We start from the raw sequence: 23,271 nt of genomic DNA, 5'->3' as shown, positions 1-23,271 counted from the left end.
GCGTTGGTCCATGACATGCAGGGGACGTGCGTTGATGCAAGGCAATCACACGGGAGCGATGACGCGGCGGCAATTGCTGGCGCGCATCGGCATGACCGCCGGCGGCGCAATGATGTATCAGGCGATGAGCAGCCTAGGCATGGCGGCCGAGTCCACCTTCAAAGGGCCGCTGCAATTGGATGGCGACCCCAAGGGGGCGTCGGTCTTGATCCTCGGTGCCGGGCTAGCGGGCATGAGCGCGGCGTTCGAGTTGCGCAAGGCCGGTTACCGCGTGCAATTGCTCGAATACAACGACCGCCCCGGCGGGCGGAACTGGACCCTGCGCGGCGGCGACCGCTATGCCGAGCTGGGCGGGGCCACCCAGCATTGCCAGTTCGACGAGGGCTTGTATCTCAATCCCGGGCCGTGGCGAATTCCGCACCATCACAAGGCGGTGCTGAGCTACTGCAAGCAGTTCGGCGTGGCGCTGGAAGCGTTTAATCAGGTCAATTACAACGCGCTGCTGCACAGCCAGAAGGGCTTCGGCGGCAAACCGCAGCGCTTTCGCGCCATCGACGCCGATTACAAGGGCCACGTGTCCGAGTTGTTGGCCAAGTGCACGCAGCAACACGTTCTGGACACGGCCGTCAGCCGCGAGGATCAGGAACTGCTGCTGGAATCGCTGCGTACCTGGGGCGCGCTCGACCAGAAGTTCGGGTATGTCAAAGGCAAGGACAGCAGCGAGCGGCGCGGGTTTGCGCGCTATCCCGGTGGCGGCCTGTCGGGAAGGCCGGAATTTTCCGATCCTTTCAGCGTGCAGGACGTGCTGCGCTCACGCCTGTGGACCACATTGGCAGCCGGCAACAACTACGAGATGCAGACCACCATGTTCCAGCCGGTGGGAGGCATGGACCAGATCGGCAAGGCATTCGCGCGTCAACTGGGCAATGCCATCACCTATAACGCCAAGGTCACCAAGATCGATCAGGACGGCAGCGGCGTGCGCGTGTCCTGGCAGGATGCGACGCGTGGCGGCGAAGAACGCCTCGCTACCGCGGACTGGTGCGTCTGCACGATTCCATTGTCAGTGCTCAGCCGCATATCGGTCACCGCCAGCGATGCGATGACCACGGCGATCGGCAAGGTGCCGTATGCGGCCTCGGTGAAAGTGGGCCTGCAATTCAAGCGCCGTTTCTGGGAAGAAGACGAGGCGATCTACGGCGGCATCAGTTACACCGATCTGCCGATCACCTTGATCAGTTACCCCAGCACCAACTACCACAGCCCGGGCAAGGGCGTGCTGCTCGGTGCCTATGTGTGGGGACTGGATGCCTACCAGTTCACCGCGATGCCACCAGAACAGCGCGTGCGCAAGGCGGTGGAATACGGTGCCCAGTTGCATCCGCAGTATCCGCGCGAATTCGAAAACGGCATTGCGGTCGGCTGGCACCGCGTGCCGTTCACGCATGGCTGCTTCGGCATGTGGACCGAGCAGGCTCGCGCCGAGCATTACGAACCGCTGTGCCAGATCGACGGGCGCCTGGCGCTGGCCGGCGAGCACGTGTCGTACATTCCGGCCTGGCAGGAGGGTGCCATTCTGTCGGCACACGATGTCGTTGGCCGCCTGCATCGCAAGGTCATTGCCCAGGGAGCACGCGCATGAGTCTGCTGCCAAGAGCGTTCGGTGCCATCGTAGCGCTTGCCATTACCGCCTTGTTGCTGCCGCCCACCGTGCGCGATGCGCAGGCGCAGAGTTCCGATGCGACCCAGCTGTTTCCGCAGCAAGGCTTTGCCAAGGCCTCCGGTCAGGACGTTTACCAGGGGATCTGCCAAGGCTGCCATATGTCGGCCGGCCATGGCGCGCAAGGTGCCGGCGGCTATCCTGCGCTTGCCGGCAATCCCAAGCTGGCTGCCGGCCCTTACGTCACCATGATGGTGCTCGACGGCCACGCGGGGATGCCGGGGTTCGCCGACATGCTCGACGACCGCCAGGTGGCCGAAGTGGTGAGCTATGTGCGCACGCACTTCGGTAACGACTATGCCGAGCGCGTGACCATCGACGATGTCAAATCGCTTCGCCGCTGATCTTCTCTCCTACAAGGAATTGCCATGCTCCGTCCCATCACGACCGTTCTCACCACTGCAGTGCTGTGGTCTGCCAGTCTCGGTGCCGCACACGCCGCCGAGGTGATCCGCCACAAGATTCCCAACAGCGATTTTCCCATCGCTGCCGCGGTGGAAATTCCCGCCGGCAAGGCCACGGTGTATGTCAGCGGCAAGGTGCCGGCGGTGATCGATGCCAGTGCGCCGAAGGATTCCGCTGCCGCCTATGGCGACACCAAGGCGCAAACGGTGAGCGTGTTGAACCAGATCAAGCAGCAGCTGGCCACGCTGGGGTTGGGCATGGGCGATGTGGTGAAGATGCAGGTGTTTCTGGTCGGCGATCCGGCGATGGGCGGCAAGATGGATTTCAACGGTTTCATGGAAGGCTATCGCCAGTTCTTCGGCACCAAGGAGCAACCCAACCTGCCGGCGCGCTCGGCATTCCAGATCGCCGCATTGGGTAACCCGCTGTACCGGGTCGAGATCGAAGTGGTTGCCGTGCGTCCCTGAATCCGCGTTGTCATCCTGCTGGAGGTTGTCATGAACACTGCTCTTTCGCGCCGCGCCTTTCTACGCGACTCCGCGTTGTTTGCCGGCGCCGCCGGTGCCGGCAGCTTGCCGCTGCTGGCCAGCGCCGTCGAACGCTCCACTGCCATTGCGCCCGCACCGGCAACGGCGCTGGCGCCGGTGATGATCGACTCCAATGAATTTCCGGATGGACCGTCGGCTGCCGCAATAAAGGCCATCGCGCAGATCGCACCGCAGGGCGGGCGCTATCTGCGCCAGGTACAGATGGAATTGATGACCACCCTGGCTGCCGAGCTCACGCTGCCGGTGGATCATTTGATGGCGTATGCCGGGTCCACTGAACCGCTCGACTACACGATGTTGGCATTCACCTCGCCCAGCGCTGCCTTGGTCACCGCCGACCCCACCTACGAATCCGGCTGGCGTGCAGCAACCCGTAATGGCGCGCGCTTGATCAAGGTGCCGCTGCGCAAGGACTTTTCGCACGATGTACAGGCTATGTGCGCAGCCGATGCCAACGCAGGCGTGATCTACATCTGCAATCCCAACAACCCCACCGGCTCGGTCACCGCCCGCAAGGATCTGGACTACGCGTTGGCGCACAAGCCCAAAGGCAGCGTGCTGGTGGTGGACGAGGCCTACATCCATTTTGCGCAGAGCACGCGCAGCGTAGTCGACATGGTTGCCGCAGGCGAAGACGTGGTGGTGTTGCGCACCTTCTCCAAGCTCTATGGCATGGCTGGCATCCGCCTGGGCTATGCGGCCGCGCGTCCAGACCTGCTGGCCAAGCTGCAGTTCTACAGCGTCAACAGCTTGCCGGTCACCGCCGCTGCTGCCGGACTGGCCAGCCTGCGCGATCCTGCACTGGTGCCGCAACGGCGCGCGCGGACGTGATGGACTTTCTCGCCAGGCAGGGCTATGCGTGTACTGCCTCGGAGAGCAATTGCTTTATGGTCGATGTGAAGCGCCCGGCAGCAAGCTTCAAGGATGAGATGGCCACCCACGGCGTGTTCATCGGCCGCAGCTGGCCGGTGTGGCCAACCTGGTCGCGCATTACCGTGGGCACCGATGCGGAAATGGCGCGCTTCAAACACGCGTTCGTGCAGGTGATTGCCGGCAAACGCGGCCCGTTGCCGGTGCCGGGCAGGGAGACTGCCGCGGCCGATCCGATGGATGCGTTTTTCCGTTACGCGTAAGCCGGCATGCGACGGAGCGCTCGGTCGCAGACGGCCGAGCCATCGGCCACCTTGGTCGATGCGCCCGCTGCGCAGCTGATGCGGGCGTGATGTGCTGCTGATTGCGTATCGGATACTCTGGCACTGTCGGCCTATCACCATTACCGCCTCATCCGTGCGCCGCATCCGCTGTGCCGCAACTTCCCAACGCAGGAGTGTTCTCTTGAAGCTGTTTTCCACGATTGCCGTGTGTGCGCTGGTGCTGATGGCGCCGACGGCATGGGCACGGACGTGCGCGGTGACCATCACCGGCAACGATCAAATGAAGTTCGACCAGAGCGCGATCAAGCTTGCGCCCGAGTGCACGCAGGTGGAGCTCACGCTCAAGCACTCCGGCAAGATGGCTGCCACCGTGATGGGGCACAACTGGGTGTTGACCAAGTCTGCCGATTTCCAGGCGGTGGCCAATGCCGGCGTACGTTCGACCATCGCCGACAGCTATCTGCCCAAGGCCGACGCGCGCGTGATTGCGCATACCAAGGTCATTGGCGGCGGCGACAGCACCACGGTGAGTTTTCCCACCAGCAAGCTGAGCAAGGGCGCCGACTACACGTTCTTCTGCTCGTTCCCCGGTCACTGGGCGATGATGAAGGGCACGCTGACGTTCGGGTGATGCATTGGGGTGGCCAATGCTGTCAGGCCTGGCCGCCACACGTGCAACCTGTGTTGAACACGGGAGACAGGCGGATCCGGGTCAGTGACGTTGCAGCGGCTGGTCTGCATGCTGGTCGCTTCCACGCAACAACCCGCGCTGCAATGCTTGCGCAAGCGCGCTTTCGCGGCTGCGCGCGTCGAGCTTGCGGTACAGGTTTTTCAGATGGAATTTGACCGTGTTTTCCGACAGGTGCAGGCAGCGCGCGATCTGCTTGTTGGAATAGCCGCGCGCCAGTTGCGCCAGCACTTCCAGTTCGCGCTCGCTGAAGATGTCGCCGGCCGGGTCGTCGTCGCCGCTGAGGCGTTCGAGCAACGCCTGGATGGTCAACGCACGCGTGGTGCCGCCCACGGTCTGCGGGTCGTGCTGGCGTAGCGAGCGCAGCATCGCCTTGGCGGGCAAGCCCAGTTCTACGATCGCCTGCCAGCTTTGCGTGAGGGCGACATGGTCCAGCGCGCTGTACAGATACGGCAGGGCGGCGACCAGTTCGCCGCGTTGCTGCAGGACCAACGCGATACGTGCGCGGGTGCGTGCCAGATGGCAGACATTGTCGTTGGCAAGGCACGCCTGCTCGATCTGCCCGAGGATGCTCAGCGCTGCGCTGCTGCGCCCGGCCAGGCGATGCCAGCGCGCCAGCGCGAAGCCCATCGCCGCGCGATCGTGCCAGCGGTGTGGCGAGCGTAAGGTGTGCGCCAGGCCGGATTCGCCGCCGGTACGTGCGATCAGCACATCGATGGCAGCGTTGCCTGGATGTTCCAGCAACAGCATCAGCCGCCATGCCGCAGCCAGTTCCGACAAGCGCGCCAGCTTGCGTCCGTGTGCGATCTGTTCGATATGCTCCAGCAACAGCAACGCACTGCGTCCGCTGTGGTCGCGCACGCGTTCCAACCCCAGCGCGGTGCCGTATCCGGCGGCCAGCACGTCCATGCCGCCATCGTGTTGCTCCAGCAATTCCAGCGCCGGATGCAGCAGGTCGGCTGCGTCGTCATGGTGGCCGCGTTCGTGGTGCACCTGTGCAAGCAGGCACTGAGCGGCGGCTTCCAGCACCCGATCCGGTTGCGGGGCACGTGCACACCAGCTCAGTGCCTGTTGATAGCAGGCTTCCGCATCGCTGAGCCGGCCGCGATAGAACAGGCTCTGCCCCAGCGACAACGTTGCCTGGCTGGCACCGATGTCGCTGCCGCCGCGCTGCATGGTGTCGCGCGCGTTGCGCGCGTAGCGCTCGGCAACCGCGAACGCACCTTGCGCAATCGCGGTGGTGGCGCAGATGCAGAGCAACATGCCGCGACCGAGATGGTCGTCTTCATCCAGTGCGCCTGCCTGTGCGGCAATCTGGGTCAGGCCATGCGGATTGCCGCAGATTTCATCCAGACGGTCGCGCAGCAGCGCCACGACCACGGTGTAGTCGCGCTGCAGGGGTTCGCGTAGCGCAGCCGAAAAATCGCGGAAGCGCTCCAGCAGCAGGCGCGCGTGGCTGAATTCGCCCAGCCTGATGTGCAGATGCGCCTGGGTGAGATTGAGCGCGGGCGTATCGCGGATCGTGCGGTGGTCGAAATGGCGTAGGAGTGCCCGCGCTTGGTGCGTGCCGTGAGTCAGCAGCAGCTGCCAGGTGCCGGCGCGTGCGATGTAGCTGGCGGCAAGATCGCCGCAGTCGCCGCGCCAGGCATGCCGCACCGCTTCGGCAAGATGTTGATGATCACCGAACCAGCGCGCTGCGCGTTGATGCAGCTGCACGCTCTGCCCTGGGTGTTCGCGGTCGAGCAATTGCTGCAGAAAGTCGGCAAACAGCGGGTGGTAGCGGAACCATTCGCGCTCGCCATCCAGCGGCACCAGCAGGCCATGGAAATGCTCCAGCCGCGCCAGCAAGCGGCCACTGTCGGCGCGCTGGCGCACCGCGTCGGCGAGCGCGGCGTTGAAGCGTTCCAGCAGGCTGGTGCGCAACAGCAGCTCGCGGGTGTCCGGGTCCAGATCGTTGACCACCTGCTCTGCCAGATACGCCGCAATCTGCGCGCTGCGCCCGGAGAACCGTGCGGCGACGTCCTGCTGACGTTGGGTATCGCCTTCAAGCCACAGCCGCGCCAGTTGCAGCGCCACCGGCCAGCCTTCTGTGTAGCGCCGCAGTTCGTCCGCCACTGGAGCGGGCACGTGCGGGCCCAGCAACGCCTGCGCTTCGGTGTCGTCGAGCGCCAATTGCGTGCTGCCGATGCGGCTGAGCTGCGCGTGCAGATCCAGCCGTGCCAGCGGTAGGTTGGGTACGCGGCGGGTCGCGAGCACCAGATGCAAACGCCCACCACCGTGTTCGATCAGGCGTAGCACCAGTTCGTCCACAGCGCTGCTGCAGAGTCGGTCGTAGTCGTCGAGAATCACGCTAATGCGGCGGGGCGCCGCGCGCAGCGCGCGAATCAGCAATGCGACCGCGTCGCGCGGGTCGTGCTCGCGGTTGTGCAGCACGGTGGCGCACAGCGCGTGGTCGGCGCCTGCGTGCTGCAGCGCCAGCGCAAGATGGCCGAGAAAACGCCCGGCGTCGGCATCCTCTTCGTCCAGCGACAGCCATGCCACCGCGCCCTGCTCGCGCGTACTCAGGTGCGCGTGCCACTGCGCCAGCAGCGTGGTCTTGCCGAATCCGGGCGGGGCGAGCAAGAGCGTCAACGGACGTGCCTGTGCCTGATCCAGCGCAGCCAGCAGTGCGCCACGCACCACCGCGCCGGGGCGCGGCAACGCAGGCTCCAGCTTGCCGGCAAGCAGCCAATCGGGAATCGCAGGGTCGCGCGACGGTGACGGGCGCGGGGTGAGCAGCGCAACAGGCTTGAGCATGAGGCGAGGGCGGCCGTATCGAGCGTCGACAGCGTGCCAGCTCGACACGCTGCTGATCGGGGTGAAACAGCGGCAATGCAGCGTAATCACCGGATTCGGCGACGAAGGTGCAGCGGCTGCTTCGAGGGTCCCCACCCATGCCCGTCCCTGAGCACCTTTCAGAAACATATGACAGGCACGGGACAAAAGCAAAGTGGGCTGCGCCGCGTTGAGGACTTCATCGCGGCAGATGCGCCTGCATTTGCGCAGGTCAAGCAGCGCTAGAGGTCGCCTGGCACCGGCTCAGAAACAACACCGCACAGCTTCAGTGTCTCCTCGTCACGCGCACCGCCTTGCAGCTGCTGCTGTCGCGAACGACACGCGCTTCCGGCACCGTCAAGCCCACATGCAACTCAGGTGAAGCGTACCTGGCCAGCCGCCTGGGCAGCCGCAAGTGCGGCACGATCACACCGCACCGCCAACTGCCCACCGATTCCCCATTCCCGATTCTCCATTCCCCGCCAATCAGCGCGCCACGTCCGCAAACGCCTCGCGCGCTGCTGCCAGGGTGGCGTCGATCACCGCCTGGTCGTGCGCACTGGACATGAAGCCGGCTTCGTACGCCGAGGGCGCCAGGTACACGCCTCGCTGCAGCATCGCGTGGAAGAAGCGGTTGAAGCTGGTGATATCGCATGCGGTGGCCTGTGCGTAGCTCTCCACGATCTCGTCGGTGAAGAATAATCCGAACATGCCGCCGACCTGGTTGGTGGTGACGGCAATGCCGGCCGCGCGCGCGGCATCTTCCAGGCCTTCGCACAGCATGCTGGTGGCCTCGCTCAAGCGCGTGTGGAAGCCCGGCTCCTGCACCAGTTCCAGCATCGCCAGACCGGCGGCCATGGCCACCGGGTTGCCCGACAAGGTGCCGGCCTGGTAGATCGGCCCGGCCGGAGCAACCTGTTCCATCAAGTCGCGGCGGCCGCCATACGCGCCCACCGGCATGCCGCCGCCGATGATCTTGCCAAAGGTAGTCAAGTCCGGCGTCACCCCGTACAGCGCCTGCGCCCCACCCAGGGCGACGCGGAAACCGGTCATCACTTCGTCGAAGATCAGCAGCGCGCCATGCCGCGTGCACAGCGTGCGCAAATGCTGCAGATAGCCGGCCTGCGGCGGAATGCAGTTGGCGTTGCCGACCACCGGCTCGATGATCACCGCCGCCACCTCCGCACCGATCTCGTCGAACAGCGCGGTGGCGCCCTCGAAGTCGTTGAAGCCCAGCGTGGCGGTCAGCTCGCTCAGCCCTGCGGGCACGCCGGGCGAGGTCGGTACACCCAAGGTCAGCATGCCGCTGCCGGCCTTGACCAGAAACGAATCGCCGTGGCCGTGATAACAGCCTTCGAACTTGATGATGCGGTTGCGCCCGGTGGCGCCACGCGCCAGGCGCACCGCCGACAGCGTGGCTTCGGTGCCGGAGTTGACCATGCGCACCATCTCGCAGGAGGGCACCAGCCGGGCAATGGTCTGCGCCATCGTCACTTCGGCTGCGCACGGTGCACCGAACGACAGCCCGTTGCCGATCGCCTGCTCGACCGCTTCGCGCACGGCCGGGTGGTTGTGCCCGGCAATCATCGGCCCCCACGAGCCCACATAGTCGATGTAGCGGTTGTCGTCGACATCGAACAGATACGGGCCATCGGCGCGCGCCACGAAGAACGGCTCGCCGCCGACCGACTTGAACGCCCGGACCGGCGAGTTGACACCCCCCGGTAGCAAGGTCTGCGCCTGGGCGAACAGGGCGTGGGAGCGGGAATGGTTCATGCGCAGATCCTTGAGGAGTACCGATGGGGGGCATCGACGCCCGGCAGCGGGCATCGCGTGCGCCATTGTCAGGCCTGCGGCCTTGCGCGCCTACCCGTCGGACACCCGCCTACCCGTCGAAGTGGGCGGGTAGGGGAACTTGGCTGCCTATGATCGAACGCGACGTGATCGACAGTTTGGAATGAGCTGATGGCGCGCAGTCATTGGCATCGCGCTGCAGATGTTCAGAAAGTGTGATTTCGGTGGCCATTGGCACCGTTCTTTTGTCGCCTTGCCGACAGTTCAAGACCTGGGGAGAGAGCATGAACCGTAGTATCCAGAAACGTGCCTTGGCATTGGCATTGGTCGTGGCCATGGGCAGCGTCCACGCGCAGTCCACCACCGGCAGCATTGTCGGCAGCGTGGGGCAGGGCAGTGGCACGAGCGTGCTGGTGGAAAACAATAGCGGCTTCAGCCGCGAGGTGCCGGTGGATGCACGCGGCCGCTACACCGCCGGCAATCTGCCGCTGGGCACCTACAAAGTGACGGTCAAGCGCGATGGCGCCGTGGTGGAGACGCGCGAGAACGTCGCCATCACCGTCGGGGCCAATACCGACGTGTCGTTCGCCGCCAGCGCCGCGGGGAACGGCGTGCAGACCCTGGACAGCGTCACCGTCAGCGCCGCCAGCCTGACCACCATCGACGTCAGCAGCGTGGATACGCGCACCGTGGTCACCGCCGAACAGTTGCAGCAACTGCCGCTGGGCCGCACCGCCGAAGCGATTGCGCTGCTGGCACCGGGGGTGGTGGTCAACAGCGGCGGCTTCGACAACGGCCCGCTCGGCGGCTCGCTCCCCAGCTTCGGCGGCTCGGCCGCCAGCGAAAACACGTACTACCTAAACGGTTTCAACACCACCACCATCAGCAACAACCTGGGCGGCCTGACCCTGCCGTACGGCGCCATCGACCAGCAGGAAATCTTTACCGGCGGCTACGGCGCGCAGTACGGCCGCGCCAACGGCGGGGTGATCAACCAGATCGGCAAGCGCGGCACCAATGAGTGGAAGTTCGGCGCTGCAGTGATCTGGGAGCCGAACGGCCTGAAGGCCAACCAGCGCGACATCTATTGGCGCCCGGACAGCCAGGGCAGCACCATCAACAACGCCGCCTACCGTTATGCGCGTGCGGCCAATGGCCTGTACCAGCCCGCCAGCGAGGCCGAGGCCAACCAGACCACCTACAGCGCCTATGTCGGCGGACCGATCATCCAGGACAAGCTGTTCTTCTTCCTGGCCGCCGAGCAGGTGAACTCTGACGGCGTGCGCGTGGGCACCAATCGCGACACCGACAACGGCCGCACCGGCGGCCTCACCGACTACGACTACACGCAGAAACGTTGGTACGCCAAGGTGGACTGGAACATCACCGACAACCACCTGATCGAGGTGACCGGTGCCAGCGACGTCGCCGAAACCAATGGCTCGATCTATCGCTACGACTATGTCGCGCGTGAGCGTGGCGCCTACTTCACCGACGAATCCACCTGGAAAACCGGGCCGACGCTGTTCACCGGCAAGTACACCGGCTATTTGAGCGACAACCTCACCGTGACCGCCCTATACGGCAAGATGAGAACGCCCGACGAACTGACGCCGTTCAACTACGACCCGGCTGGTGGCCCAGTGATCAACAGCGCCGCATTGCAGAATCCTGCCTACACCGGCGGCACACCGCGCATCGGCAACCAGCTGGTCACCTCGGTCAGCTCCCCGGACCGCGAGTACAAAAAAGACAACCAGCGCCTGAATCTGGAATGGCGCATCGGCCACCACACGCTCAACTTCGGTATCGACAACCAGAAGTCAGAAGGCATCGATGTCGGCTCGATCCTCTCTGGCCCCGGGTTTGCCTGGACCTACGGACAGACCAATGACCCGTACGGGCTGGCCACCGGCGGTCTGGTCAGCCAGTCGGCCAACGAAGCCGGCGGCATCGGTGCGCCGAGCCCGGGTTTGGTGGATCCGGTCAACGGATCCAGTGGCTACTACGTGGTGCGCAACATCAACACCAGCCTGTATTCGTACGAGGCCAAGCAACGCGCCTACTACATCGAAGACAAGTGGCAGGTCACCGACAACCTGCTGCTGAGCCTGGGCCTGCGCAAGGACGAGTTCACCAACTACACCCCGTTCGGCGATCCCTACATCGAAATCGACAACGCGTGGGCGCCGCGCATGGGCTTCAGCTGGGACGTCAACGGCGATTCCAGCTTGAAGGTGTTCGGTAATCTTGGCCGTTACTACCTCGGTCTGCCGCTATCGGCGGTGAGTCTGTTCACCCCGGCCACGACCACCGATACCTACTTCACCTACAGCGGCATCAATGCCGACGGCACGCCGATCCTGGCCCAGCAGCTGGGTTCGGCAGTGTCGGCCAATTCGCGCTTCGGTCGCATCGCCGATGTCCGCACCGCGGTGGCCAAGGACATCGAAGGCGAAAACCAGGACGAACTCATCCTCGGGTTTACCAAGCAACTCGATAGCGGCTGGGTGCTGGGCGTACGCGGCACGCATCGCCGCCTCAATGCCGGCATCGACGACCAGAACTACGATGTCTCCAACACCGCGTTGATCGATGCGGCAGCGGCGCAAGGCGTGACCATCGATTTCTCCAAGGTGGCGGGCGCATCGTTGATCAATCCGGGCCAGACCAATACCTGGGGAGTGATCGGCACCGATGGCCAATTCCACGAAGTCTCGGTGAGCCGTGAGGCGGCGGGTTTCCCGAAGTTCAAGCGCAATTATTCGGCGGTGGAATTCAATCTGGAGCGTCCGTTCGACGGCAAGTGGTATGCCAAGGTCAATTACGTCTGGTCGCACAGCTACGGCACCACCGAGGGCCAGGTGCGTTCGGATCTGTGGCGCACCGGCGGCGCGCTGGGCAGCTATCAGGGACAGGCTTCGGTCTCGACCACGCAGAGCTGGGACCACCCTGCGTTGATGGAGCACTTCAACGGCGATCAATCCAACGATCATCGCCATCAGCTCAAGTTGTTCGGCTTCTACCAATTCACCCCGCAATGGGGCGCATCGGCCAATTTCAGCCTGATTTCCGGCGCGCCGCACAACTGCCTGGGCAACTACTACGGGACCGAATACAGCGGCCGCGATCCGGCCGGCTATGGCGGCAGTGCAATTACCGGTGGGCCGTACCACTACTGCTACAACCCGGCCACCGGCACCGGCGTGGCATCGCCTCCCGGCTCGCAGGGGCGCCTGGGCTGGATCGCGCAGCTGGACATGGGCGTGACCTACAAGCCGGCATTTGCGGATGGCAAGCTGGCGTTGCGCCTGGACGTATTCAACATCACCAACGAGCAGACCGCGACCAACATCTACCCGTTCTCGCAATTGCCCGACAACACCACCAACCCGCTATGGGACCAGGTCGTCGCCTATCAGGCACCACGCTCTGGTCGGGTGACATTGAGCTACGATTTCTAATCGCGTCATTTGATAACTACAGTCCCGGCAGCGACGCGTGATGGCACGCGTCGCTGTTTTTTGTTTCGGGGATGGCGGTCGAATTGGGGCGGCTCTGCTGAGTGAAGACACACAGCCGGCTTGCTGAGCGCAGTGCACTTGATCTCGGCGTTCGGCTAGCAGGGGGGCGTCATGATCGCGTGTACGCATCGCTTTCAATAAAACTGCCAGCAAACTGTCTGGCGAACGCACCGCGCACGCGACGTTCGAGGCAACGCGATGCAGCGAAATACATGTCGCGGTCTTGAAGTGGATTGGACGGTTTGCATGGCCACGCCTAGGAGCCTAGATCTGCTTCTTGGCTGCAGGGCCCTTGCCCGCCTATCATCGCCGGACACGCTGAAAGTACGTCCATGTAAGCTCTTACGCGGCATCCATGCCGCGTAAGGTTCCGCGACGGTAGGCGGGCAAGGGCCTGTCGCGTTGGTTGATGTGCATGTGAGAGCAGCGCTTGAGGCGCTTTCCACATCGGTCAATCACCAGCTTCTCTTGTCATTGTCTCGTCGTGCCTGGCAAGTGCCGTAACGAAGCAATCGGCAGCAGCGTGGCCGCCGATGCAATGACCCGCTCTCGGTTGGCCGCCAGCCAACTGTCTGGCGAGGGCGCCGCGCACTCGAGCAGCTAGCGCTTGCAAGCAAGCGAATACAGCAAGAGCGCGCTGTCTGTTCAAGCGGACTCAAGGCTGGACGACCAAGCGCCAGACGTCAGCTTCATTGCCTGCAACGCTGCCGCATCGCGGCGAACAAACGCCGCGAGCCGTTGTCAGGTGGGCGCGGACGGCGGAGTGAGCGCAGCGCACGGGCGGGACATGCCGATTCCAGCATCGGCCGTGCACCTGGCGGCTGCGCAAAAGTGTCGTTCGCCGCTTTTGATCAAAACCCGGCGCGATACGCCTGCACCGCGGCGAGCGGATCAGGCGCCGCGTAAACGCCACTGACCACGGCAATCAAGTCCGCACCCGCACTCGCCAGCGCAGGCACCTGCGCAGGCGCAATGCCACCGATCGCGACGCGCGGCAGGTCGAGTTCGGCGGCCTGCTGCAGCAATGCAGGCGTCGCACGCCGGGTGGTCTGCTTGGTGGTGGTCGGGAAAAATGCACCGAAGGCCACATAACTGGCGCCCGCTCTTGCGGCGGCGCGCGCGCGCTCGATATCGTCGTAGCACGACACCCCGATGATGGCCTGTTCGCCCAGCAGCGCGCGCGCTGCCGCCACGTCGCCATCGTCTTCGCCCAGATGCACGCCTTGCGCACCGACCTGCGCCGCCAGCTGCGCATCGTCGTTGATGATCAACGGCACGCCATGGGCCGCGCAGGCCTCGCGCAAGGCGCCGGCCTGGCGCATCCGCAGCGCCGCATCCGCCTGCTTGTTGCGGTATTGCAGCCAGGTGATCGACCCCAGCAACGGCGCCGTGCGCAGCAACAGGCGCTGCGTGTTGGGCTCGTCGGGGGTGATCAGATAGACGCCGCGAACGTTAAGACGGTTGGGCATGGCAACGCTTCCGAAAGCGGTGGATGGGATGGGACAATGCAGGCCCACTGTTGCATGACCGCGATTATCCGATGAGCGAGACATCCACGACCACCTACCGCACCTGGATGTGCGTCGTCTGCGGGTTTCTCTACCACGAGGCCGACGGCATCCCCGAAGAAGGCATCGCCCCGGGCACCCGCTGGCAGGACGTGCCCGACACCTGGACCTGCCCCGATTGCGGCGTGACCAAGAAGGACTTCGAGATGGTGGAGATCGACTGAGCTGCCGCCAACGGTGTGCAATCAGGCAATGTGCCCGACCACGATGCCGCTGCGATGGGGGCAGGCGAGTACCTGGGTTGCCGAGAACCACGCGGCGGTGCCTTGTCCGCGCAGACCGGCCTAGCCAGCCGGCGCGTCTATCCGCTCAATGCGCCCGCGCGCGCTGGCTGTTCAATTCCACCAGGTGTTCGTGCAGATGCGCCGCGTCCTGCGCGCCCGGGTTGAGCACCAGGTAGCGCGAGAGATCGTGGCGTGCGCCGTTGCGGTGGCCCAGATGCAGATAGGCCATGCCACGGTCGCGCAGGGCCTCGGGTTGGTCGGGCACCAGCTTCAGGATGCGGTCGGCGCTGCGGGCAGCGCGGTCCCAGTGCTCGGCATCGGCATAGACGCCGTGCAGGTTGCGCAGGATGCGGATCAAGATCGCGCGATGCGGGGCGGGGTCGAGAATCTGCGCCAGCGCGCGGTCGTCGGGAATCTCGCCACCCAGATGCGGGCGGGCACGTTCGCGCAGCTCATCCACGCCCAGCGGACGGCCGCCATTGAACGGGTCCATCACCAGTACGCCGTCATCTACCGGCAGACGCACCAGGAAATGGCCGGGAAACGACACCCCGGCCAACGGGATGCCCAGCCGGCGCGCCACTTCGATCTGCACCATCGCCAGTGAAATCGGGTTGCCAAGCCGGCGCTCGAACACTTGGTTGAGGTAGCTGTTGCGCGGGTCGTAATACTCGTCGTGGTTGCCCGAATAGCCCAGCTCGTCGAACAGGTAGCGATTGACCGCCGCCATCTTCAGCGGCCAAAGATCGATTGCGTCCACTTCGCGGCGCAGATGCTCGACGTGGCTCTGCACCAGCGTGTCGTACAGCTCGGCATCCAGCTGCGGATACTCGTCGCGCGCAATCAGCAGCGCGGTGGACATCAACGGCACCGCATCGTCGTCCAGGCTGGCGAGCGCGGTCCAATGGGGAAGTGGGAGCATGTCGACCATGCTGCCAAGAGTGTCGGCAAGCGGCGCAGGGTTCAAGTCCGGTACTTCCTGACAGGGACGCCGGCCGCATGAACACGTAACGCTGGAAGGCGGCTCTGCGTCCGATGGCCGCCAACGCCGTTCGGGGACGTGACGCGCGGGTCTAGCCCGTCGTCAGGCCCCACGCGCGCGGCTGGTTTGGCCCCGGCGCCTGGTCGCAGCCGCTTATTTGAGCGTCGGGATGTCCGGGCTGAGGCGCAGCGCGGCGCCGTCCTGAAGGCCAAGCTTGGCGGCCTGGCCCGCGTTGAGCTCCAGCACATAGCGTGCGGGTTGCCTGCTGGGGTAGGGCGGACAGGCATCGCCGGCCGAACACGGCGGCACGTCGCGCTGCTGGGAAACCAGCCGGCGCTGTTCATCGAAATACAGGATATCCAGCGCGATCTTGGTGTTCTTCATCCAGTACGCCAGCGGCTCCTGGCGGTCGTGGATGAACAGCATGCCGCGGTCCTGGTCCATGGCATCGCGAAACATCAGCCCCTTGGCGCGATCGGCATCGTTCTGCGCCAGTTCCACCTTGTAGCGCGTGCCTGCCAGTTCTACCCAGCTGTCGCCACTGCTGGCGCAGCCGCCAAGCAGGGCCAGAAGCGCAAGGACGAGAAAACGCGAACAACGCATGCGGCATACCAACTGGCGGGGATGCCGCACCATCTGCCAAGCGGCTGCGCGCGTCAAGCTGCCGCGGCGCGTCGTGCGGTTGCTGCAAGCACGATAGTGCGATCCGCCATCGCTTCGCAATGCGAGCCGTCACTGCGCATGCGAAGGCCCGCACGCGATCTTCAGATCACCCGCGGTGGCTCGCCGCCCACGATCACCACATCGGCCGGCCGGCGCGCGAACAAACCCACGCAGACCACGCCGGGAATCTGGTTCAAGCTGCGCTCCAGCGCCACCGGGTCGGTGATCTGCAGGTTGTGCACGTCCAGCACCACGTTGCCGTTGTCGGTCACCACGCCGTCGCGCCACACCGGCTGGCCGCCGGTCGACGCCAGGATCTGGCGGGCGACCAGGCTGCGCGCCATCGGAATCACTTCCACCGGCAGCGGGAACTTGCCCAGCACCGGCACCTGCTTGCTGGGGTCGACGATGCAGATGAAGCGCTCGCTGGCTTCGGCGATGATCTTCTCACGCGTCAGCGCTGCGCCGCCGCCCTTGATCAGACAACGGTTCGGGTCGCATTCGTCGGCGCCGTCCACATACAGCGACAGGTTGCCGGTGTGATTGAGGTCAAACACCTCGATGCCATGCTGGCGCAGGCGCGCGGTGCTCTGTTCGGAGCTGGACACTGCGCCCTTGATGCGATGGCCGATGCGGCCAAGCGCGTCGATGAAGTAAGCCACCGTCGAGCCGGTGCCCACTCCGACGATCATGCCGTCTTCCACGTAATCGATCGCTTTTTCGGCGGCCAGGCGTTTTGCTTCGGACATGGGTAGGAGCTCGGGATGGGTGATTGGGGATTTGGGATTCGGAAGAGCCGGTCACGCGGGGGCAATGGGCAAATCCCAACTGCCCAATCCCCAATCACGGCGTTTCCATCGCCAACAACAGCTTCCACTGTGCGGCGGTGACCGGCAGGATCGACAGGCGGTTGCCGCGTGCGATCAGCGCAAAGCCTTCGCCGAGCGCATCGGCCTGCTGCTTGATTTCATCCAGCGAAATCGTGCGTGTGAGTTTGCGCTCGAAGGCCACGTCCACCAGCATCCAGCGCGGATCTTCGCGCGTGGATTTTGGGTCGTGGTAGTCGGAGGACGGGTCGAACTGGGTGTCGTCCGGGTACGCCTCGCTCGCCACCTTGGCGATGCCGACGATGCCGGGCACCTTGCAGTTGGAGTGATAAAAAAACACCCCATCGCCTACCCGCATGCCATCGCGCATGAAGTTGCGCGCCTGGTAGTTGCGCACGCCGTTCCACGGCTCGGTGCCGACGCGTTCCAGATCATCGATGGAGAAGGTGTCCGGCTCGGACTTCATCAACCAGTAGCGCTTGCGGGCAGTCATTCGGAAACGGTGTCGTCTTTCAGGAAGGTGGCGTGTTCGGTGCAGATGGCGTCGACCGCCACATCCCATGTTTCGGAATCCAGGGCGGGCACCTGCTGCGCAGCGAAGCCAACACCGACCAACCAGGGAGGCGGCGCCTGGCGATGCCGGAACGCGAAGCTGCGATCATACCAGCCGCCTCCCATCCCCAGCCGACGGCACGCCGCATCGAAACCGGTCAGCGGCGCGACCACCAGTGCCATCTCCTCCGCTGCCAACGTGTCGGCGCGCGCCACATCCGGCTCCGGAATGCCGTAGCGATTGCTCACCAGTGGCTGGCCCGGTCGCCACGGTGCAAAGCGCAGCACGCGCCCATCCAGCACCGGCAGGCAGTAGCGCACCCCCGCCGGCAGGGTCAGCTGCCAGCGATGCAGCGCAATTTCGCCGTCCATCGCCCAGTACCCCGCCACGGCACCGCTGTGCGGTGCGAACGGCAGCGCAAGCAAACGCTGTGCCAATGCATCGGCGGCGGCCAGGCGCTGCGCCGCCGGCAGGCTGCGGCGGTGTGCGCGCAACTGCTGGCGCAACGCATCTCGGTCCTCGGTCATCGGTGTCTCGCAGCGCAATCGGAGTTGCATTGTCGAATGCGCGCACGCGCCTGCCTAGCGTGGGTGCGATGCGGCCCACAGCTGCGATTGCACTGCGGGCATGCCGAGAGAGCCGTACGGGGTGCACGCTGCCCGGACATCTCCGCTGCATCTGCACATGCGTGGGCGATATGCGCATCGCCGCGCGCGGCAACGCCACCGACACAGCACCAGCATCGCGAGCGCAACGGGCCCGCCGTGCCGCTTCAACTGCCGCACGTCAGACCTCCAGACGCGCAAAAAGAAACGACGCCCGAAGGCGCCGTTTCAGATTTGCATTCTCCGCCGTGACGATGCGGGCGAAACGACCTTGAACCCGGGGTTCAAGTGGGGACGTTGTGAGGCCATCGGGCTTCCCGCTACAAGGCGGACTTGCACACCCGGCTTCGTCGCGCCCCCGTGGTCGTAATTAAGGGACAAGGCGAATGTTTTGCACGCTGTCGTTTACAGCAGAGAACGCAGGCGAATTATAGACCTCTGTGCCGCGATGGCTAGCCCATTCATCGGTCAGCGGACTTGAAGATTCATATTTGCGATGGCAGTGCGAATTCCGCTCAACGCGGCGTGTCGGCAACGCTGTCGAGCCGGCGATTCAAGGTGTCCAGCGTATTTGCCAGTTCGCGATCGTAGAGCGCCTGCTGTTCGCGCAGTTGCTGCAATTCGTGCGCCAGATTGAGCGCGGCCAGCACCGCGACACGATCCACTGCCGCCATGCGATTGCTGCCGCGGATCTCACGCATGCGTAGATCCAGTAGCCGCGCGGCGGCGGTGAGACTTTCGCGCTCGTCTGCCGTCACGCCCACCGTGTATTCACGATCCAGAATGCGCACGCTGACCGGTTCGTTGTTGCTCACGTGTGCTGCTCCAATGACTTCAGGCGGGCGATCATCGCTTCCACCCGCGAGCGCGCCTGCTCGTTCTTGGTCAACAGTTGCGAGCGCTCGCCGATGAGTTGCTCCTGCTGGTGACGCAGGCTGCGGTTTTCGTCGGTGAGCCGCTGGGTACGCTCCACCAACGCCTCCACGCGGGCGGCGAGTGCGCGGATCTGAGCGAGGGCGGCAGCGTTGTCCATGCGCTCACGATAGGGGCGCGTGCGCGGGGTGGTCAAGCGCCCACGCCTGCCCCGATCCCTGGCGTCGGCCCAAGCCCTGCAAGGCCTGCCACAGGATCCAGGCAGGTCGACATTGCAGGCGTGGAACGCGCGCTGGAACGCGCAGATCGCGGCCCACGCAGGCCGCCTTGGTACACTGGCAAGTCATATCGCCGGCCGTGCGCCGGCACCTTTCGCTCTTCAGCCTGGATGACCCGATGGATCTGCCCGACGTAACCGCTGTGCAAAATGAAAGCCGTCAGCTCGCGCTGGCGTCCTCTGCGGCGGAGTTGCATGGCGGGCTGTGCGGGTGGCTCTCCGGCGGCGGTGCCGACAGCGCCGACTGGCTGGCGCGCATTCTGGCCGACAGTGGGCAGGTGGCGCCCAAGCAGGGTGGAGCGCTGGATCAGCTGCGGCAGGCCACCGTGGCGCAACTGGAAGACCGCGATTTCGCCTTCGAGCTGCTGCTCGTGGAAGACGGCGCCCCGTTGCCGGCGCGCACCGATGCGTTGTTCGACTGGTGTCGGGCCTTCCTGGGCGGCTTCGGCCTGGCTGCGCAGCAGCGTCCGGCACTGAGCGAAGAAGGCGAGGAAGCGCTGCAGGATCTGGCGCGTCTGGCGCAGGCCTCCAGCGAGGACTTCGACGCGGCCGACGAGGACGACACCGCCTTGGCCGAGATCGAAGAATTCGTGCGCGTGGCGGTGCTGTTGCTGCATGGCGACTGCGTGATGGGGCCGCGCTTTCGCCAACGTCTGAACTGACTGCCCTGCATGAAGAAGCTCACCGGGATTGGCGCGGCCGAGTACGCGCGCCGGCGCAAGCAGCTGATGCAGATGGCGGGCGAGCAGGCCATTCTGATCTTGCCGGCCGCGCCTGAGCGCGTGCGTAGCCACGACACGCATTACCCGTATCGACAGGATTCGGATTTCTGGTATCTGAGTGGGTTTCCGGAGCCCGAAGCGGTGCTGGTGCTGGTGCCCGGCCGCAAGCATGGCGAGGCGATTCTGTTCTGCCGCGAACGCGATGCCGAGCGCGAAGCCTGGGATGGCCCGCGCGAGGGCCAGGAAGGTGCGGTGGAGCGCTACGGCATGGACGATGCGTACCCCATCGACGATGTCGACGAGATCCTGCCCGGCCTGCTGGAAGGGCGTAGCCGCGTGTATTACCACTTCGGGCGCGATGTCGATTTCGATCTCAAATTGATCGGCTGGCTCAAGCGCGTGCGCGAGCAGGTGCGCCACGGGGCGCAGCCGCCACACGAATTCCTCGAGCTCGGGCATCTGTTGCATGAGCAGCGCCTGTTCAAATCACGCGACGAAATCGCGCTGATGCAGCAAGCTGCCGACATCAGCGTGCGCGCGCACCGTGCAGCGATGCGGCTGGCGCGGCCGGGTGTGCACGAATACGTACTGCAGGCCGAGGTCGAGCGCGAATTCCGCGCTGCCGATGCATGGCCGGCCTACGGCAGCATCGTCGGCACCGGCAGCAACGCCTGCGTGCTGCATTACCGCGCCAACACTGCGCGCAGCCGCGACGGCGAGCTGGTGCTGATCGATGCCGGTGCCGAATATCGCGGCTATGCGGCCGATATCACCCGCACCTTTCCGGTCAACGGCCGCTTCACGCCAGCGCAGCGTGCATTGCACGATCTGGTCGGTGTTGCGCAGGCGGCTGCGCTTGCCCAGGCGCGCCCGGGCGTGGCGTACGAGGCAGGGCATCTGGCTGCAGTGGAAACCTTGACCGAAGGCCTGCTACGGCTGGGCCTGCTCAAGGGCAAGCTCGAACGCAACATCGCCGATGGACACTACAAGCGTTTTTATCGGCACAAGACCGGCCACTGGTTGGGCCTGGATGTGCACGATGTGGGCGACTATCGGCTGGCCGGCGATTCGCGGCTGCTCGAGCCCGGCATGGTGTTCACCATCGAGCCGGGGCTTTACGTGTCGGCCGACGACACCTCGGTAGAGGCCAAGTGGCGCGGCATCGGCATTCGCACCGAAGACAATGTGCTGATCACGGCCGATGGCCACCGTGTACTGACCGGTGCGCTGGCGCGCAGTGCCGACGAGATCGAAGCGGAGATGGCCGGCGGCGCATGAGCGCCGGCGCGCGGGGAATTGACAAGGACCGACACGCTGCAGCGGGCGTCATGACCGCAGGCGCAGGCGCAGCGTAATCGCAGCCGTCGCGCTGTGGTGCACGCCGATATTGGGCATCGGCCGCGCACACCGGGCAGCTGGGCGGGCATGTGTCGGCCGCGGTTATTGGCCCAGCTGCGGCACCTGCGTGCGCTCGGGCTGTTGCACTGGCGCGCTCTGCCCGCCGAGCTGGCGCGCGCGCTCGAACGATTGCTCTTCCGGCGTGCCCAGCGCCTGTTCGGTCTTCATGTGCGCGCGCAGATGCGCCGGGTTGGCCGGGTCGCCCTGCACCACGAACACGTTCTCGCCACCGTGCACGCCGCGATTGTTCGCTTCGCTCATCAATACATGATCCACGCGCGAGAGCCCGCCTTCCTTGGCCAGTGGCAACAAGGCGGCGGTGAGGCGTGCGCTGGCCTGATCGGGGACGCGGCCGTGCGCCGCGTCGATCGCATGTACGCCGCGTTCGATCTGTTGATACATCGCGTGGTCCGGGTGCGCGCTCTGGCGTGGGTCGTTCATGGCGGTATTCCGTGTGGTGGTGCCCAAACGTCGCGGGGCATGATCGGGCGGTGGATGGCGCGGCTGAAAACCCACTTCGCAACCGTGGTGTGGTCAGTTGCGCCTGGTGCTTAGGCGGCGGCAAAGACCGGGCGGGTCAGATTTTCCGCGTTGCCGTCGGTGCACACCACCTCATCTTCGATGCGAATGCCGCCGTAGGGCTTGAAGGCTTCCACGCGCTGCCAGTTGACGCTGGCGGCGTGGCCATTCTTCTTCACTTGGTCCAGCAGCATGTCGATGAAGTACACGCCAGGTTCGATGGTCACCACCATGCCCGGTTCCAGCACGCGGGTCAGGCGCAGGTACGGGTGGCCGGCCGGGCGTTCGATGCGGCCGCCGCGGTCGCTGGCGGCAAAACCGGCCACATCGTGCACTTGCAGGCCGATCAGGTGGCCCAGCCCATGCGGGAAGAACGCGGCGCTGACGCCGGTGGCCAACGCCGCTTCCGGCGAGACGGTCAGCACGTCGAACTCCTTGAGGATGCCCATCAACGCCAGATGCGCGTCGATGTGCAGCTGCTTGTAATCCACGCCGGCGCGCACGTTCTGACCCATGCGCTGCTGGGCGGCATCCACCGCGTCGATCAGCGCCTGAAAGTCGCTGCCGGGGTCGGCGGCGTAGGTGCGGGTGATGTCGCTGGCGTAGCCGTATGCGGAGGCGCCGGCGTCGATCAGGAAGCTACGCAGCGGCGGCGGCTGCTGGCCCAGTTCGGTGTAGTGCAGCACCGCGCCGTGTTCGTTGAGCGCGATGATGTTGCCGTAAGGCAATTCATTGGCGTCCTGGCCCACGGCCGCGCAATACGCCATGTGGATGCCGAATTCGCTTTGTCCGGCGCGGAACGCGGCTTCCGCAGCACGATGGCCGCGCACCGCCAGCTGCTGGGCGATGCGCAGCAATGCCAGTTCGTAGGGCGTCTTGAACGCGCGCTGGTATTCCAGGTAATCCAGCACCGGCTGCGGGTTGTTCGGCACATATGCACCGATCGTGCTTTGCGGCTCGCCGAGAATCGCGCAGCGCTCAACGTGTTTGGGCAGCAGCGCCAGCGCCTGCTCCGGAGTGCGGATGATGTGGATGTCGCAGTGGTCGACCCACCAGCCGCTGGGCGCGTCGGGCACCACATGCCAGTAGTCGAATGGCTGATGGAAGATCACCGTCGGGCGCTTGCCCGGCGTGTAGACCAGCCAGCTGTTGGGGACCCGTGTCAGCGGCACCCAGGCCTTGAACTGCGGGTTCACCGCATAGGGATAATCGCGGTCGTCGAACAGCTGGTAATGCGTGCTGCCGCTGGGAACCACCAGATGCTCGAAACCGCCGCGCTGCAGCGCTTGGTCGGCGCGCGCGGTGAGGGTACGCAGGTGGTCGGAGTACAGGCTGCTCAAGGAGGGCTGGGGCATGCGGGGCTCGATCGGCAATGCAAAGGCGATGCGCAGTTTGCCGCAATCCCTGCAACGG

The 23,271-nt window shown here is 65.1% G+C and carries 20 protein-coding genes, 1 other RNA gene and 1 pseudogene; 9 read left to right on the top strand and 13 right to left on the bottom strand.

Going from position 1 to position 23,271, the window contains the following annotated elements; genetic code table 11:
* Nucleotides 1-34 precede the first annotated feature (34 nt).
* The 5 genes and pseudogenes from FLG15_RS16925 to azu all read left to right on the top strand — a co-directional run bounded on the left by FLG15_RS16925 (nucleotide 35) and on the right by azu (nucleotide 4,458).
* Nucleotides 35-1,642: a flavin monoamine oxidase family protein gene (locus FLG15_RS16925; RefSeq protein ID WP_057677960.1), complete on the top strand. Its 1,608-nt coding sequence runs from the start codon at nucleotides 35-37 to the stop codon at nucleotides 1,640-1,642.
* The gene (locus tag FLG15_RS16920; RefSeq protein WP_057677959.1) at nucleotides 1,639-2,064 is read left to right on the top strand and encodes a c-type cytochrome; all 426 of its coding nucleotides are present in this window, start codon (nucleotides 1,639-1,641) and stop codon (nucleotides 2,062-2,064) included. Before FLG15_RS16925 ends, FLG15_RS16920 begins: the two co-directional genes overlap by 4 nt.
* Before the next feature lie 24 nt (nucleotides 2,065-2,088).
* On the top strand, nucleotides 2,089-2,592 hold the full coding sequence (locus tag FLG15_RS16915; protein WP_057677958.1) for a RidA family protein: 504 nt from the start codon (nucleotides 2,089-2,091) through the stop codon (nucleotides 2,590-2,592).
* A gap of 30 nt (nucleotides 2,593-2,622) precedes the next feature.
* Nucleotides 2,623-3,806, top strand: a pseudogene (locus tag FLG15_RS16910) (pyridoxal phosphate-dependent aminotransferase).
* Nucleotides 3,807-4,008: 202 nt separating this feature from the next.
* The gene (gene azu, locus FLG15_RS16905) at nucleotides 4,009-4,458 is read left to right on the top strand and encodes an azurin (RefSeq protein ID WP_017156846.1); all 450 of its coding nucleotides are present in this window, start codon (nucleotides 4,009-4,011) and stop codon (nucleotides 4,456-4,458) included.
* Nucleotides 4,459-4,539: 81 nt separating this feature from the next.
* On the opposite strand, the gene FLG15_RS16900 is transcribed toward azu, so the two are convergent.
* Together FLG15_RS16900 and hemL are read right to left on the bottom strand one after the other, a co-directional pair.
* Complete coding sequence (locus FLG15_RS16900) at nucleotides 4,540-7,311, bottom strand: winged helix-turn-helix domain-containing protein (RefSeq protein WP_150146847.1); 2,772 nt, start codon at nucleotides 7,309-7,311, stop codon at nucleotides 4,540-4,542.
* 504 nt (nucleotides 7,312-7,815) lie between these two features.
* Nucleotides 7,816-9,105, bottom strand: coding sequence for a glutamate-1-semialdehyde 2,1-aminomutase (hemL, locus tag FLG15_RS16895; protein ID WP_057677955.1), 1,290 nt, complete (start codon nucleotides 9,103-9,105; stop codon nucleotides 7,816-7,818).
* A gap of 302 nt (nucleotides 9,106-9,407) precedes the next feature.
* Between hemL and FLG15_RS23565 the strand changes: the two genes are divergently transcribed.
* Nucleotides 9,408-12,587, top strand: a complete 3,180-nt coding sequence (locus FLG15_RS23565; RefSeq protein ID WP_209228191.1) for a TonB-dependent receptor domain-containing protein — start codon at nucleotides 9,408-9,410, stop codon at nucleotides 12,585-12,587.
* A 911-nt stretch (nucleotides 12,588-13,498) separates the two neighbouring features.
* Here the strand turns inward: FLG15_RS23565 and thiE are convergent.
* Nucleotides 13,499-14,116 carry a thiamine phosphate synthase gene (gene thiE / locus FLG15_RS16880; protein ID WP_057677953.1) on the bottom strand — a complete coding sequence of 206 codons (618 nt, stop codon included), beginning with the start codon at nucleotides 14,114-14,116 and terminating at the stop codon, nucleotides 13,499-13,501.
* 23 nt (nucleotides 14,117-14,139) lie between these two features.
* Here thiE and FLG15_RS16875 point away from each other — a divergent pair, with 23 nt between their 5' ends.
* Nucleotides 14,140-14,379 carry a rubredoxin gene (locus FLG15_RS16875; protein WP_057677952.1) on the top strand — a complete coding sequence of 80 codons (240 nt, stop codon included), beginning with the start codon at nucleotides 14,140-14,142 and terminating at the stop codon, nucleotides 14,377-14,379.
* A 145-nt stretch (nucleotides 14,380-14,524) separates the two neighbouring features.
* Here the strand turns inward: FLG15_RS16875 and FLG15_RS16870 are convergent, their stop codons facing one another.
* The 8 genes from FLG15_RS16870 to FLG15_RS16835 form a co-directional block, all read right to left on the bottom strand.
* Nucleotides 14,525-15,406: a SirB1 family protein gene (locus FLG15_RS16870; protein WP_014090972.1), complete on the bottom strand. Its 882-nt coding sequence runs from the start codon at nucleotides 15,404-15,406 to the stop codon at nucleotides 14,525-14,527.
* Between the two features lie 168 nt (nucleotides 15,407-15,574).
* Entirely contained in the window at nucleotides 15,575-16,024 is a 450-nt protein-coding gene (locus FLG15_RS16865) for a DUF192 domain-containing protein (RefSeq protein WP_057677966.1), read from the bottom strand.
* 161 nt (nucleotides 16,025-16,185) lie between these two features.
* Entirely contained in the window at nucleotides 16,186-16,833 is a 648-nt protein-coding gene (gene rpiA, locus FLG15_RS16860; protein ID WP_057677950.1) for a ribose-5-phosphate isomerase RpiA, read from the bottom strand.
* Nucleotides 16,834-16,927: 94 nt separating this feature from the next.
* A complete protein-coding gene (locus FLG15_RS16855; RefSeq protein WP_039572009.1) occupies nucleotides 16,928-17,404 on the bottom strand; it encodes an EVE domain-containing protein in 477 nt (158 codons plus the stop codon).
* Entirely contained in the window at nucleotides 17,401-17,991 is a 591-nt protein-coding gene (locus FLG15_RS16850) for a 5-formyltetrahydrofolate cyclo-ligase (RefSeq protein ID WP_057677949.1), read from the bottom strand. Before FLG15_RS16850 ends, FLG15_RS16855 begins: the two co-directional genes overlap by 4 nt.
* Nucleotides 17,992-18,305: 314 nt before the next feature.
* A non-coding RNA gene (gene ssrS, locus FLG15_RS16845) (6S RNA) lies at nucleotides 18,306-18,489 on the bottom strand.
* Nucleotides 18,490-18,584: 95 nt separating this feature from the next.
* A complete protein-coding gene (locus FLG15_RS16840) occupies nucleotides 18,585-18,884 on the bottom strand; it encodes a cell division protein ZapA (RefSeq protein WP_003486119.1) in 300 nt (99 codons plus the stop codon).
* Nucleotides 18,881-19,102 (bottom strand): TIGR02449 family protein, encoded by a 222-nt coding sequence (locus FLG15_RS16835; protein ID WP_003486122.1) that lies wholly within the window; start codon nucleotides 19,100-19,102, stop codon nucleotides 18,881-18,883. Before FLG15_RS16835 ends, FLG15_RS16840 begins: the two co-directional genes overlap by 4 nt.
* A gap of 236 nt (nucleotides 19,103-19,338) precedes the next feature.
* Between FLG15_RS16835 and FLG15_RS16830 the strand changes: the two genes are divergently transcribed.
* A complete protein-coding gene (locus tag FLG15_RS16830; protein ID WP_017156855.1) occupies nucleotides 19,339-19,881 on the top strand; it encodes a YecA/YgfB family protein in 543 nt (180 codons plus the stop codon).
* Between the two features lie 9 nt (nucleotides 19,882-19,890).
* Nucleotides 19,891-21,219, top strand: a complete 1,329-nt coding sequence (locus FLG15_RS16825) for an aminopeptidase P N-terminal domain-containing protein (protein ID WP_057687084.1) — start codon at nucleotides 19,891-19,893, stop codon at nucleotides 21,217-21,219.
* A 162-nt stretch (nucleotides 21,220-21,381) separates the two neighbouring features.
* Here FLG15_RS16825 and FLG15_RS16820 read toward each other — a convergent pair whose 3' ends face one another.
* Entirely contained in the window at nucleotides 21,382-21,780 is a 399-nt protein-coding gene (locus FLG15_RS16820; RefSeq protein WP_150146845.1) for an XVIPCD domain-containing protein, read from the bottom strand.
* A 110-nt stretch (nucleotides 21,781-21,890) separates the two neighbouring features.
* Nucleotides 21,891-23,213 carry a Xaa-Pro dipeptidase gene (pepQ, locus tag FLG15_RS16815; RefSeq protein WP_150146842.1) on the bottom strand — a complete coding sequence of 441 codons (1,323 nt, stop codon included), beginning with the start codon at nucleotides 23,211-23,213 and terminating at the stop codon, nucleotides 21,891-21,893.
* Between the last annotated feature and the right edge of the window lie 58 nt (nucleotides 23,214-23,271).

It is taken from the genome of Xanthomonas phaseoli pv. dieffenbachiae (genome assembly GCF_008639345.1).
Taxonomy (GTDB): Bacteria; Pseudomonadota; Gammaproteobacteria; order Xanthomonadales; family Xanthomonadaceae; genus Xanthomonas; species Xanthomonas phaseoli.
The sequence above is the reverse complement of the archived record's forward strand: the minus strand, read 5'-3'. Positions and strand labels throughout refer to the sequence as shown.

Coding starts and splice junctions, on each gene's coding strand:
- FLG15_RS16825 (WP_057687084.1), top strand. CDS start 19,891: ATGAAGAAGCTCACCGGGATTGGCGCGGCCGAGTACGCGCGCCGGCGC.
- hemL (WP_057677955.1), bottom strand. CDS start 9,105: ATGAACCATTCCCGCTCCCACGCCCTGTTCGCCCAGGCGCAGACCTTG.
- thiE (WP_057677953.1), bottom strand. CDS start 14,116: ATGCCCAACCGTCTTAACGTTCGCGGCGTCTATCTGATCACCCCCGAC.
- FLG15_RS16915 (WP_057677958.1), top strand. CDS start 2,089: ATGCTCCGTCCCATCACGACCGTTCTCACCACTGCAGTGCTGTGGTCT.
- FLG15_RS16850 (WP_057677949.1), bottom strand. CDS start 17,991: ATGACCGAGGACCGAGATGCGTTGCGCCAGCAGTTGCGCGCACACCGC.
- FLG15_RS16835 (WP_003486122.1), bottom strand. CDS start 19,102: ATGGACAACGCTGCCGCCCTCGCTCAGATCCGCGCACTCGCCGCCCGC.
- FLG15_RS16865 (WP_057677966.1), bottom strand. CDS start 16,024: ATGCGTTGTTCGCGTTTTCTCGTCCTTGCGCTTCTGGCCCTGCTTGGC.
- FLG15_RS16920 (WP_057677959.1), top strand. CDS start 1,639: ATGAGTCTGCTGCCAAGAGCGTTCGGTGCCATCGTAGCGCTTGCCATT.
- FLG15_RS16900 (WP_150146847.1), bottom strand. CDS start 7,311: ATGCTCAAGCCTGTTGCGCTGCTCACCCCGCGCCCGTCACCGTCGCGC.
- FLG15_RS16830 (WP_017156855.1), top strand. CDS start 19,339: ATGGATCTGCCCGACGTAACCGCTGTGCAAAATGAAAGCCGTCAGCTC.
- FLG15_RS16855 (WP_039572009.1), bottom strand. CDS start 17,404: ATGACTGCCCGCAAGCGCTACTGGTTGATGAAGTCCGAGCCGGACACC.
- FLG15_RS23565 (WP_209228191.1), top strand. CDS start 9,408: ATGAACCGTAGTATCCAGAAACGTGCCTTGGCATTGGCATTGGTCGTG.
- FLG15_RS16925 (WP_057677960.1), top strand. CDS start 35: ATGCAAGGCAATCACACGGGAGCGATGACGCGGCGGCAATTGCTGGCG.
- pepQ (WP_150146842.1), bottom strand. CDS start 23,213: ATGCCCCAGCCCTCCTTGAGCAGCCTGTACTCCGACCACCTGCGTACC.
- FLG15_RS16820 (WP_150146845.1), bottom strand. CDS start 21,780: ATGAACGACCCACGCCAGAGCGCGCACCCGGACCACGCGATGTATCAA.
- rpiA (WP_057677950.1), bottom strand. CDS start 16,833: ATGTCCGAAGCAAAACGCCTGGCCGCCGAAAAAGCGATCGATTACGTG.
- FLG15_RS16875 (WP_057677952.1), top strand. CDS start 14,140: ATGGGATGGGACAATGCAGGCCCACTGTTGCATGACCGCGATTATCCG.